Source organism: Nocardioides acrostichi (genome assembly GCF_015319165.1).
In the GTDB taxonomy this organism is placed as follows: domain Bacteria; phylum Actinomycetota; class Actinomycetes; order Propionibacteriales; family Nocardioidaceae; genus Nocardioides; species Nocardioides acrostichi.
Window position 1 is genome coordinate 490,802 of record NZ_JADIVZ010000001.1, and the last position, 12,548, is coordinate 503,349.

Below are 12,548 nucleotides of genomic sequence, written 5' to 3' on the forward strand. Positions count from 1 at the left end.
CCTGCACACGTGCCGATACGCACGTGCGTCGGCTGCCGGACACGGGCCGCGAAACCTGAGTTGCTGCGGGTGACCGCGGGCATCGACGACCAGGGCCTCCCGGTCCTGGTGGCCGACCTCCGCGGTGGAGCACCCGGCCGGGGGGCGCACATCCACCCCACTGCCGAGTGCTACGAACTCGCGGTGCGACGCCGGGCCTTCGCCCGGGCACTCCGGATCACCCGGGTGCCAGCCGGAGGACTCCCCGCCGACACCGTGATCGAGCACCTGCGGCATCTCGACGAGACCAGCACGACGACCAGGAACTGGAGCAGCAGCTCATGAGCACTCGATGAGTACCTCCCGATGAGTTTGCACCACCACTAGCGGTCTCGGACCCAGGCGACGCCGGGTCGAGGCCCCAGAAGGAGAATTGTGGCCAAGACCCGCGTACACGAACTCGCCAAGGAGTTCGGAGTCGAGAGCAAGTTCGTTCTCGAGAAGTTCAAGGAGATGGGGGAGTTCGTCAAGTCGGCGAGTTCCACCGTCGAGCTCCCTGCCGAACACCGGTTCCGCAAGGAGTACGGCGAGAAGCTGAAGGCCCAGGGGCCGCCTGCGTCGGGTGGCGAGAGCGGTTCTGCCGCCCCGGCGCCGGCCAAGAAGGCTGCACCCAAGCCCGGTCCCAAGCCCGGTCCCAAGCCCGCTGCGGCGCCCGAGGCGCCTGCTGCCGAGGCTCCCGCCGCGCCCCAGGCGCCCGAGCAGCCGACGACCCCCGAGGCCGCCGAGCAGCCCGCGGCTGCCCAGGCCGAGCAGGCCGAGGCTCCGGCCGCCAAGACCGAGCAGCCCGGTCAGCCGGGCCCGTCCGGCCCGTCCGGCCCAGCCGGTGGTGCCCCGACTCCGCGTGCTCCCAAGCCGGCGCCGCGGCCCTCGGGCCGCGGTGGCGCGCCGCGTCCTGGCAACAACCCCTTCGCCTCCAGCCAGGGCATGGGGCAGCGTCCCGCACCCCGTCCCGGCGGCTCAAGCGACCGCCCGGCGCCTGCTGGCGACCAGCGGATGCCGCGTCCCCCCGCCGCCCGTGACGGCGGCAGCGGCGGACGCCCCGGCATGCCGCGTCCCAACCCGGCGATGATGCCCAAGTCCCCGGCCGCCTTCGGGTCCGGCCCGGGTGGGCGTCCGAGCCGCGGCGGTCCCGGCGGCGCGCCGGGCCGGGGTGGCGCTCCGGGTCGCGGTGGTGCTCCGGCCCGCGGCGGCGCGCCCGGTGGTCCCCCCGGAGGCGGCGGCGGTCGCCCCGGCTTCGGTGGTCGTGGTCGCCCCGGCGGTCGCGGTCAGACTCAGGGTGCCTTCGGTCGCCCCGGTGGTCCGTCGCGACGCGGTCGCAAGTCCAAGCGGGCGCGTCGCCAGGAGTTCGAGGCCATGGAGGCCCCGACCCTGGGCGGCATGCGGGTCCGCAAGGGCAACGGTGAGACCGTGCGTCTGGCCCGTGGCGCCTCGTTGACCGACTTCGCCGAGAAGGTCGGCGTCGACGCCGCCCAGTTGGTGCAGATGCTGTTCCACCTCGGCGAGATGGTCACCGCCACCGAGTCGGTCAACGACGCCACGCTCGAGCTGCTCGGCGAGGAGCTCAACTACGTGGTCGAGGTCGTCTCGCCCGAAGACGAGGACCGCGAGCTGCTGGAGTCCTTCGACCTCGAGTTCGGTGAGGACGAGGGCGACGAGTCCGACCTGGTCGTGCGACCCCCGGTCGTCACCGTCATGGGTCACGTCGACCACGGAAAGACCAAGCTCCTCGACGCGCTGCGCAGCGCGAACGTCGTCGACAAGGAGGCCGGTGGCATCACCCAGCACATCGGCGCCTACCAGGTCACGACCGACGTCGACGACGACGAGCGTCGGATCACCTTCATCGACACTCCCGGTCACGAGGCGTTCACCGCCATGCGGGCCCGCGGAGCCCAGGCGACCGACATCGCGGTCCTGGTGGTCGCGGCCAACGACGGCGTCATGCCGCAGACGGTCGAGGCGCTGAACCACGCGAAGGCCGCCGAAGTGCCGATCGTCGTGGCGGTCAACAAGATCGACCTGCCCGACGCCGACGCGACGAAGGTCCGTGGCCAGATGGCCGAGTACGGCCTGGTCCCCGAGGAGTACGGCGGCGACACCATGTTCGTCGACGTCTCCGCCAAGTCCGAGCTCAACCTCGACAAGCTCCTCGAGGCCATCGTGCTCACCGCCGACGCCTCTCTCGACCTGCGCGCCAACCCCACGCAGGACGCGCAGGGACTCGTCGTCGAGGCCCACCTCGACCGTGGTCGCGGCCCCGTCGCCACCGTGCTCGTGCAGCGCGGCACGCTGCGGGTCGGCGACAGCCTCGTCGCCGGACCGGCCTACGGTCGCGTCCGCGCCATGCTCGACGAGCACGGCGACAACATCGAGGAGGCCGACCCGTCGCGGCCGGCCATGGTGCTCGGTCTGAACGCCGCCCCCGGTGCCGGTCAGAACTTCATCGTGGTCGACGACGACCGGATGGCCCGACAGATCGCGGAGAAGCGCGAGGCTCGCGAGCGGGCGGCCATGCAGGCCAAGCGCCGCGTGCGTCGCAGCCTCGAGGACTTCATGGCCTCCATGGAGAAGGGCGAGAGCCAGGAGCTCAACCTCATCCTCAAGGGCGACGTGTCCGGTTCGGTCGAGGCCCTCGAGGACGCCCTGTCCAAGATCGACGTCGGCGAGGAGGTCGGCATCCGGGTCATCGACCGCGGTGTCGGCGCCATCACCGAGACCAACGTCGACCTCGCCGCGGCGTCCGACGCCATCATCATCGGCTTCAACGTCCGGCCCCAGGGCAAGGCGACCGAGATGGCCGACCGCGAGGGCGTGGAGATCCGCTACTACAGCGTCATCTACCAGGCCATCGACGAGATCGAGGCCGCCCTCAAGGGCATGCTCAAGCCGGAGTACGAGGAGGTCTCTCTCGGCAAGGCCGAGATCCGGGCCATCTTCCGTTCCAGCAAGGTCGGAAACATCGCCGGCTGCATGGTCACCGAGGGCCTCATCCGGCGCAACGCCAAGGTCAGGGTCGTGCGCGACGGTTCCGTCGTCGCCGACAATCTCGACCTCGCCTCCCTGCGCCGCGAGAAGGACGACGCCTCCGAGGTCCGAGAAGGGTTCGAGTGCGGTCTCGTGCTCAGGAACTTCCAGGACATCAAGGAAGGCGACATCGTCGAGGGCTTCGAGATGCGGGAGATCCCCCGGGGCTGACGCCCCGTCGGCTCCGCCGACCAGCACCTCGCGGCTCAGCGCCTCTGGCGCTGAGCCGCGAGGCGGCGAACGCGTGGAGCTCGCTTCGCTCGACGGTCTGTCCAGCTGCCGACGCAGCCCTGCCTGGTCGCGGTGCGCGGGTGGGGTGGTCTGTCCAGAACCCTGATGAAAGAGAATGACTGACATGGCTAGCCCCCGGGTGCGCAAGATCGCCGACCGGATCCAGGTCGTCGTGGCCGAGATGCTCGAGCGCCGGATCAAGGATCCGCGGCTCGGGTTCGTCACCGTGACCGACGTGCGCGTGAGCGGCGACAGTCAGCACGCGACGATTTTCTACACCGTGCTCGGTTCGCCGGCCGACCAGGAGGCGCAGATGGCCAGCACGGCCGTCGCGCTGGAGTCGGCCAAGGGGCTCATCCGCTCCGAGGTCGGCAAGCAGCTCGGCACCCGGCACGTACCGACGCTGGACTTCGTCGCCGATGCGCTGCCGGAGTCGGCCCGTCACCTCGACGAGGTGCTCGCGCGGGCCAAGCAGCACGACGACGCCGTCGCGGCCACCCGCGGTAGCCAGTACGCCGGCGAGGCCGACCCGTACAAGAAGCCCCGCGACCTCGAGGGCGACGACGCGGAGGGCCTCGCGGACGACTGGGACGAGGAGTGACCGAACCCGGCACGCCGGGACTGGTCATCGTCGACAAGCCTGCCGGGATCACGTCGCACGACGTCGTCTCCCGCGTGCGCCGCCTCGCCGGCACCCGGAAAGTGGGGCACGCCGGCACGCTCGACCCCATGGCCACCGGGGTGCTCGTGCTCGGAGTCGAGCGCGCCACCCGGCTGCTCGGCCACCTCATGCTCACCGAGAAGTCCTACGACGCGACGATCCGTCTCGGGCTCGGCACCACGACGGACGACGCGGAGGGCGAGCCGCTCGACGGCGCGACCGCCGCACACCTCGGCGGGGCGGTCGTGCGCTCGACCCTGGCCACCTTCGTCGGTGACATCGAGCAGGTGCCGACGTCCGTCTCGGCGATCAAGGTCGACGGCAAGCGCGCCTACCAGCGCGTGCGCGACGGCGAGCAGGTCGAGCTGAAGGCCCGCCCGGTCACCGTGCACGACCTGGTCGTCCACGACGTGCGGCGTGCGGGGGAGCAGGGCCAGTACGTCGACGCCGACGTCTCGTTGCGATGCTCCTCGGGCACCTACGTGCGTGCGATCGCCCGTGACGCGGGGGCCGTGCTCGGGGTGGGCGGCCACCTCACCGCGCTGCGGCGCACCGCGGTCGGCCCCTACGGCCTCGACGTCGCTCGCACCCTCGAGCACCTCACCGAGGAGTTCGCGGTGCTCTCGCTCGACGCCGCCGCCCGAGCGGCCTTCCCGGCGCTGGAACTCGACGACACCGGTGCCGCCGCCGTGCGCGTCGGACGCCGCCTCGACGTCTCGCTCAACGGCCTGACCGCTCTCTTCGCGCCGGGCGGACAGTTCCTCGCGCTCTACGAGCCTCGAGGGGACCACGCGGCTGCCGTCGCCGTCTTCTGCTGACCGGGCTGGGTCTCCACCCGACCGGTCGCCGTAAGGTTCACGGTGTGGACCTGCTGCACGATCCGGCCGACCTGCCGTCGCGCTGGCGCCGCACGGTGGTCGTCATCGGCAACTTCGACGGCGTCCACCTCGGGCACCAGCACGTGCTGCGCCGGGGGCGCGCCGTGGCCGACGCGCGGGGGCTCCCGCTCGTGGCGGTCACATTCGACCCGCACCCGATGTCGGTGCTGCGCCCGGAGCACGCGCCGTCCACGCTGACGCCCGTGCCGCTGCGTGCCGCGCTGCTGGGGGAGGCCGGGGCCGACGCCGTGCTCGCACTGCCCTTCGACCGCGACGTCGCGGCCTGGTCGCCCGAGGAGTTCGTGCAGCACGTGCTCGTCGACGCGCTGCGCGCCGCGGCGGTCGTGGTGGGCACCAACTTCCGTTTCGGTCACCGGGCGGCCGGCGATGTCGCCACCCTCGTCGAGCTGGGGAAGGTGCACGACTTCACCGCCGAGGGCATCCCGCTCGATGGTGGTCCCCAGGTCTGGTCCTCGACCTACGTGCGGACCTGCCTCATCGAGGGCGACGTCGCGGGGGCGGCCGAGGCCCTCGGCCGGGCCTTCGCGGTGTACGGCGTGGTGGCGCGGGGCGACCGTCGGGGGCGCGAGCTCGGGTTCCCTACCGCGAACGTGCCCGTCACCGAGGGCGTGGCCGCTCCGGCCGACGGCGTCTACGCCGGGTGGCTCACCACGCGCGACGACGGGCGGCGGTACCCGGCCGCCATCTCGGTCGGCACCAACCCCACCTTCGCCGGCCACCGCGAGCGGCGGGTGGAGTCCTACGTGATCGACCACGATCCGGCCGCTGACGGCGCACTCGACCTCTACGACCGCCAGGTCGAGGTCTCGTTCGTCGAGCGACTGCGCGGCATGGTGGCCTTCGACTCGGTCGAGGCCCTCGTCGAACAGATGCACGCCGACGTCGACCAGGCTCGCACGCTCTTGGCGGGCTGACGTGCCCTCGCTCCCCAGCCGACCGAGACGCCGACGTGACGACGACCCGCTGGCACGCACCGACGCCTGGTTCCTCGCCAACGGGCTCTCCTACTTCGTGCCCGAGAAGCGCCGCGAGGCGAAGGCAGCCCTCTCGCCGCGCCGCACCGTGCCCCGCCTGCTCGCCGTGGCGCTGCTCGCGGCGGCAGGGGGTACCGCGCTGGCCTACCTCACCAAGCAGGTCAGCGCCGCCCCTGCGGTCGTCCTCACCATCGTGCTGCTGAGCATGGCCTGGTACGCGCTCACGGTGCTTCACGCCCGGCCGATCCTCACGTGGTCGCTCAAGCGCACCGTCGCCAGCCTGCCGTTGCTGCTGCCCTTGATGACCCGGGTGCTGCCGCTGCTGCTGGTGTTCGTGACCTTTCTTTTCATCAACGCCGAGGTCTGGCAGCTCTCCGCTTCGCTCGACACCGGCACGCTGTGGTTGGTCGCGATGCTGTTCGCGGGGCTGGCCGGTGCGTTCCTCGTGAGCCGGCTCCCCGAGGAGGTCGACCGCATCGACGACGCCGTCGACGCCCGCTTCCTGCGCCGCGCCTGTCGCGGCACCCCGTTGGAGCAGTCGTGCGCCGACCTGCTGGCCGACGACGACCCCGCCGCCGACCCCACCTCGCGGGCCACGGTGGGCGGGTTCGAGCGGGCCAACCTCATCGGGTTCCTCGCGATCGTGCAGTTCGTGCAGGTGTTCTTGATGGCGGCAGGCGTGTTCGTCTTCTTCCTGCTCTTCGGAGCCCTCACGATGCGACTTCAGGTGCAGGAGGCGTGGACCGGTATCGACCGCTCCGACATCCACGCCGTGCCGCACCTCTCCCAGATCTCCGTGCCGCTGTTCCAGGTCTCGCTCTTCCTCGGTGCCTTCTCGATGCTCTACCTGACCGTCTCGACCATCACCGACGAGACCTATCGCGAGCAGTTCTTCGGTCTGGTGCACCGCGAACTCGAGCGCGCGGTCGGCGTCCGCGCCGTCTACCTGACCCTCCGGGAGCGACGGGGCAAGGCCGCCGACCCAGAGTCGAGCCCGCCCTCCGCCTGAACCTGCTGAGCGGGCTCTCACCCGGGCGGGTGGACTGAGGTGAGGCATCGTGGGAAACCGAGCCGTCACACTTCGGTGTCATCGGGGGGCGCCGACGAGCGCGACGAGAACCGGATCGTCGCCGACGAAAGGAGCACCACATGGGCTACGGAGCTGGAGCCTTCCTCATCGCGGTAGGCCTGATCCTGGCGCTGGCCGTCAACGAGGCCGTGTCAGGCGTCGACCTGCAGATGATCGGCTGGATCCTCACGATCGTCGGCGTGATCGTCCTCGCGCTGACCGCCTTCACCCTCAACAAGTCCCGCGGCACCGTGCAGACCACGCAGCACTCCGACGGGACCGTCACCGAGCGTCGCACCCGCATGGACTGACGCCTCATCCGACGATCACGCGACCGCGGTCAGCCTTCTGGTTGGCCGCGGTCGCGTGCGTCGAGGGGTCAGGCGGGGGAGAGGGTGACCGGGACGCCGTTGAGCGCGGCGTTACCGGAGACGTCCAGCAGTGCCGGGTCGGTCAGGTCGTTGACCGACGCGCCGGGCATGGCGGCGGCGTTCGTCACCCGTGAGCCGTGCGTCGCGTGGCCGTAGCCGTGCGGCAGGCTCACCACGCCGGGCATCATCTCCTCGCTCGAGCGCACCTCGACCTCGACGGCGCCCACCCTGGAGCGCACCTGCACGCACGCCCCGTCGAGGATGTTGCGTGCGGCGAGGTCGTCGGGATGCACCAGCAGGTGGTGTCGGGGTTTGCCGCGGGTCAGGCGCTGCGCGGTGTGCAGCCAGGAGTTGTTGTCACGCTGGTGGCGTCGACCGATCAACAGCAGGTCGTCGGCACCCGACTTGCGGTCGGCGGCCTCGAGCAGCCGCGGGAGGTCGGCGAGCACCAGGTCCGGCGCCAGGTGGACGCGCTTGTCGCGGGTCTGGAGCCGTCGTGGGAACGACGGCTCGAGACCGCCGAGATCCACGCCGTCGCCGGACTCCCGCAGCTTCTTCAGACTCACGCCGGCGCGGTGGGTACGCAGGAGCAGCGCGATCGTGCGGGCCGGCGAGAGCGCCATCCGCGCTTTCAGCGTCAGCCGCTCCTTGCGCGGCAGCGGCTTGCGCACCCGCGCCTGCACCCGGTTCGCCAGCTCGCGGTAGATCTCCCAGTCGGCCATCGTGCCCTCGGGTGCGGGCAGGACGGCGGGGGTGAAGCGGGCGGTGTTGCGCACGGCCAGCGCGTGGAAGACCAGGTCGTACTGATCGCGCTCGAGCGCCGAGGTCGGCGGCAGCACGACGTCCGCGTGCCGGGTGGTCTCGTTGAGGTAGACGTCGACCGACACCATGCCGTCGAGGCTCTCCAGGGCTCGCCCGAGCGCGGCGCCGTCCGGGGTCGAGAGCACGGGGTTGCCGGCCAGGGTGAGCAGTGCCCGTACCTGCCCCTCGCCGGGGGTCTCGATCTCCTCGCGCAGCGCGGAGACCGGCAGCTCGCCCCCGAATTCGGGGAGCCCGCGCACGCGGCTGCGCCAGAGGTCGTAGTGGCCGCGACCGACCAGGCCCTTGCCGACCACGTCGACGAGCGGCGTCGTGACCAGCGCACCACCCTCGCGGTCGACGTTGCCGGTGAGCAGGTTCAGCACCTGGATCGCCCACTGGCAGACCGTGCCGAACTCCTGGGTCGAGGTGCCCATGCGGCCGTAGACGACGGCCCCGTCGGCGGCCGCGAGCTCGCGCGCGAGCCGACGGATCTCCCGGGCCGGCACGCCCGAGACCCCCTCGGCCAGCTCGGGGGTGAACGGTTCGACGGCCAGACGCACCGACTCGACCTCCTGCACCCACGCCGGGGGTGTGGCGAGCTCGTCGGCCAGCAGCTCCCGCGCCATGGCCAGCAACACGTAGGCGTCGGTGCCGGGTCGCACGAAGTGGTGCTCGTCGGCGACCTTGGCGGTCTCGGTGCGGCGCGGGTCCAGCACCACCATCCGGCCGCCGCGCGCCTTGAGCTCACGCAGTCGACCCGGGAAGTCGGGCACGGTCATCAGCGACCCGTTGCTGGCCATCGGATTGCCGCCGACGACCAGGAACAGCGAGGTGCGGTCGATGTCGGGGACCGGGATCATCAGCTGATGGCCGTAGAGCAGGTGGGCCACCAGCTGCGCCGGCAACTGGTCGACCGAGGTCGCGGAGAACTTGTTGCGGGTCTTCAGTGACTTCACCAGGGCGGTGCCGTGCGTGAGCGAGCCCAGCGCGTGCGCGTTCGGGTTGCCCAGGTACACCGCGAGAGCGTTCGTGCCGGCGTCGAGCCCCCGGGCCACGATGTCGGCGGCGAGGTCGAGCGCGTCGTCCCACTCCATCGGCTCGAAACGCGCGTCGGCGCCGGTGCCGACGCGCCGCATCGGACGACGCAGTCGCTCGGGATCCTCGTGCAGGTCCGGCAGCGCGACGCCCTTGGGGCAGATGTGCCCGCGCGAGAGCGGGTCGTCGGGGTTGCCCCGCACAGCCGTCACGCGGTCGCCGTCCGGGCCGCTCTCGACCGTCAGCAGCAGGCCGCAGATGGCCTCGCAGAGGTGGCAGACGCCGTGGACGGTGCGGGTGCCAGACGACGTGGTGGCGTCGGTCGGCCGGGTCGTGTCGGTGCGCATGTCGCGATCCTCGCACCCCTGCCCACGCCAGGGGAGGGAGCGGACGCGCAGAGCCGCTGTCGCCGCGGCCGGACGCGGATTTCGGCTCCGGGACCGGACCGGGCTAGTCTGCATCGGTTGCCGTGCAACGGCCGCGGATCGTAGTGCCCGGGTGAACAGGCCCCGGCGCGCCGCGCAGCGAGAGGGCCGAAGGCCCAGGAGGAGTACGACCATGTCTGTCGGTACCGACAAGGACACCAAGAAGAAGATCATCGCCGAGTACGGAACCTCCGAGGGCGACACCGGCAGCCCCGAGGTGCAGATCGCGCTGCTCAGCCACCGCATCAGCCACCTCACCGAGCACCTCAAGCAGCACAAGCACGACCACCACAGCCGTCGTGGTCTGCTGCTTCTCGTCGGCCAGCGCCGTCGCCTGCTCAACTACCTGCAGAAGACCGAGATCGACCGTTACCGCTCGATCATCGAGCGTCTCGGCCTGCGTCGCTGATCTCTCCCGAAACCGGGACGCGAGCGGTGAGTCCCTGCGTGGGGCTCACCGCTCTGCTCGTTTCGCGGGTCTAGACTCGGCGATGCGAGTCTCACCCTCAACTGAATACACAACCACCAGGAGCGACCCGCCCCGTACGGCCCGGTCCTCGGTAGTGGCTCTCAGGAGTGCGCGACACGCCTGCTGCGGGCCTCGATCGAAGACCGGCCCCTCACGCAGAAGATCGTGAGGTTCCCCGGCAGGTACGTCTCGTCCTTGCCGCGCATGGGCGTCGGCATGGGTCGCTCCGCGACCACGATGGGATTTTCGTGACCGACACCAACGCGGCTGAGCCCGTGATCTCTGCCGTCGAGACCGTTCTCGACAACGGCTCCTTCGGCCAGCGCACCGTCAAGTTCGAGACCGGGCTGCTCGCCCGCCAGGCCGCCGGCTCGGTGACCGCCTACCTCGACGACGACACCATGCTGCTCTCGGCCACCACGGCCGGCAAGCACCCCAAGGACCAATTCGACTTCTTCCCCCTGACGATCGACGTCGAGGAGCGGATGTACGCCGCGGGCAAGATCCCCGGCTCGTTCTTCCGCTCCGAGGGTCGCCCGGGCGAGGACGCCATCCTCACCTGCCGGCTCATCGACCGCCCGCTGCGCCCGACCTTCAAGAAGGGTCTGCGCAACGAGGTGCAGGTCGTCATCACCGTGCTGGCGCTCAACCCCGACCAGCCCTACGACGTGCTCGCGATCAACGCGGCGTCCATGTCGACTCAGCTCTCCGGCCTGCCGTTCAGCGGTCCGGTCGGCGGCGTGCGCATGGCGCTGATCGGCAGCCAGTGGGTCTGCTTCCCGACGCACTCCCAGCTCGAGGACGCCGTCTTCGACATGGTCGTCGCCGGGCGCGTCACCGAGACCGGCGACGTCGCGATCATGATGGTCGAGGCCGAGGCCACCGAGACGACCTTCCAGAAGGTCGCCGGCGGCGCGCAGGCCCCCACCGAGGAGATCGTCGCCAGCGGCCTCGACGCCGCCAAGCCGTTCATCAAGCAGCTGGTCGAGGCGCAGGTCGAGCTGGCCGGCGTCGCCGCCAAGCCGGTGCAGGACTTCCCGATCTTCCTCGACTACGAGGACGACGTGTACGCCGCCGTCGAGGCCGCCGTGAAGGCCGACCTCACGAGCGCGATGAGCATCGCCGACAAGCAGGAGCGCGAGGAGCGCACCGACGAGCTCAAGGCCGGCGTGCTCGATCAGCTCGGCGGTCAGTTCGAGGGTCGCGAGAAGGAGATCGGCGCGGCGTTCCGCTCGGTCAACAAGCAGGTCGTGCGCGAGCGCATCCTGCGCGACAAGATCCGCATCGACGGCCGTGGCCTGGCCGACATCCGACCGCTGCACGCCGAGGTCGGCGTGATCCCGCGGGTGCACGGCTCGGCGCTGTTCGAGCGCGGCGAGACCCAGATCCTCGGTGTCACCACCCTCGACATGCTCAAGATGGAGCAGCAGCTCGACACCCTGAGCCCCGAGAAGCACCGTCGCTACATGCACAAGTACGTCTTCCCGCCGTTCTCGACCGGCGAGACCGGCCGCGTCGGTTCACCGAAGCGTCGCGAGGTCGGCCACGGTGCGCTGGCCCGCCGCGCGCTGCTGCCGGTGTTGCCCGACCGCGAGGAGTTCCCGTACGCGATCCGTCAGCTCTCCGAGGCCATGGGCTCCAACGGCTCCACCTCGATGGGCTCGGTCTGTGCCTCGACCCTGGCCCTGCTCCACGCCGGAGTGCCGCTGAAGGCCGCTGTCGCGGGTATCGCGATGGGTCTGGTCTCCGGTGAGATCGACGGTCAGACCAGCTACGTCGCGCTCACCGACATCCTCGGTGCCGAGGACGCCTTCGGCGACATGGACTTCAAGGTCGCCGGAACCGCGCAGTTCGTCACCGCGCTCCAGCTCGACACCAAGCTCGACGGCATCCCTGCCGAGGTGCTCGCGGCCGCGCTGACCCAGGCCAAGGACGCTCGCATGGCGATCCTCGACGTCATGGCCGAGGCCATCGACACCCCGGCCGAGATGTCGGAGACCGCGCCGCGGATCATCACCATCAAGATCCCGGTCGACAAGATCGGCGAGGTCATCGGCCCCAAGGGCAAGGTGATCAACCAGATCCAGGACGACACCGAGGCCTCGATCTCCATCGAGGACGACGGCACCATCTACATCGGCGCCACCAACGGCACCGCTGCGGAGGCCGCCCGGTCGGCGATCAACGCCATCGCCAACCCGACCATGCCCGAGGTCGGCGAGCGCTACCTCGGCACGGTCGTGAAGACGACCAACTTCGGTGCCTTCGTGTCGCTCATGCCCGGCAAGGACGGCCTGCTGCACATCAGCAAGCTGCGCGCCCTGGCCGGCGGCAAGCGCGTCGAGGCCGTCGAGGACGTCGTCAGCGTGGGCCAGAAGGTCCAGGTGCAGATCGCCGAGATCGACGACCGCGGCAAGCTCTCGCTGGTGCCCGTGGTCGACGAGGCCGAGGGGGCTGCGTCCGACGAGGCCTCGGAGTCCGACGAGGCCTGAGCTCGACCCCGTACGTCGCTGACCCGCCCGAGACTCTCTCGGGCGGGTCAGCGCCATT

At 70.9% G+C, this 12,548-nt stretch carries 10 protein-coding genes; 9 read left to right on the top strand and 1 reads right to left on the bottom strand.

Features of this window, described 5'->3' with window-relative positions; genetic code table 11:
* Positions 1–9 precede the first annotated feature (9 nt).
* The 7 genes from ISG29_RS02330 to ISG29_RS02360 all read left to right on the top strand — a co-directional run bounded on the left by ISG29_RS02330 (position 10) and on the right by ISG29_RS02360 (position 7,208).
* A complete protein-coding gene (locus tag ISG29_RS02330; protein WP_328827639.1) occupies positions 10–324 on the top strand; it encodes a YlxR family protein in 315 nt (104 codons plus the stop codon).
* A 90-nt stretch (positions 325–414) separates the two neighbouring features.
* Complete coding sequence (gene infB, locus ISG29_RS02335; RefSeq protein ID WP_194501727.1) at positions 415–3,234, top strand: translation initiation factor IF-2; 2,820 nt, start codon at positions 415–417, stop codon at positions 3,232–3,234.
* Positions 3,235–3,418: 184 nt separating this feature from the next.
* Positions 3,419–3,895, top strand: a complete 477-nt coding sequence (rbfA, locus tag ISG29_RS02340) for a 30S ribosome-binding factor RbfA (RefSeq protein ID WP_194501728.1) — start codon at positions 3,419–3,421, stop codon at positions 3,893–3,895.
* Positions 3,892–4,773, top strand: a complete 882-nt coding sequence (gene truB / locus ISG29_RS02345) for a tRNA pseudouridine(55) synthase TruB (protein WP_194501729.1) — start codon at positions 3,892–3,894, stop codon at positions 4,771–4,773. Before rbfA ends, truB begins: the two co-directional genes overlap by 4 nt.
* Positions 4,774–4,817: 44 nt before the next feature.
* Positions 4,818–5,768 (top strand): bifunctional riboflavin kinase/FAD synthetase, encoded by a 951-nt coding sequence (locus ISG29_RS02350; protein ID WP_194501730.1) that lies wholly within the window; start codon positions 4,818–4,820, stop codon positions 5,766–5,768.
* 1 nt (position 5,769) lies between these two features.
* Complete coding sequence (locus tag ISG29_RS02355) at positions 5,770–6,837, top strand: hypothetical protein (protein ID WP_194501731.1); 1,068 nt, start codon at positions 5,770–5,772, stop codon at positions 6,835–6,837.
* A 140-nt stretch (positions 6,838–6,977) separates the two neighbouring features.
* A complete protein-coding gene (locus ISG29_RS02360; RefSeq protein ID WP_194501732.1) occupies positions 6,978–7,208 on the top strand; it encodes a DUF6458 family protein in 231 nt (76 codons plus the stop codon).
* A 68-nt stretch (positions 7,209–7,276) separates the two neighbouring features.
* Here ISG29_RS02360 and ISG29_RS02365 read toward each other — a convergent pair whose 3' ends face one another.
* Positions 7,277–9,451: a molybdopterin-dependent oxidoreductase gene (locus ISG29_RS02365; protein WP_194501733.1), complete on the bottom strand. Its 2,175-nt coding sequence runs from the start codon at positions 9,449–9,451 to the stop codon at positions 7,277–7,279.
* 211 nt (positions 9,452–9,662) lie between these two features.
* Here ISG29_RS02365 and rpsO point away from each other — a divergent pair, with 211 nt between their 5' ends.
* The gene (rpsO, locus tag ISG29_RS02370; RefSeq protein ID WP_194501734.1) at positions 9,663–9,938 is read left to right on the top strand and encodes a 30S ribosomal protein S15; all 276 of its coding nucleotides are present in this window, start codon (positions 9,663–9,665) and stop codon (positions 9,936–9,938) included.
* 335 nt (positions 9,939–10,273) lie between these two features.
* Positions 10,274–12,490 (top strand): polyribonucleotide nucleotidyltransferase, encoded by a 2,217-nt coding sequence (locus ISG29_RS02375; protein ID WP_194502237.1) that lies wholly within the window; start codon positions 10,274–10,276, stop codon positions 12,488–12,490.
* The last annotated feature ends 58 nt before the right edge of the window (positions 12,491–12,548 follow it).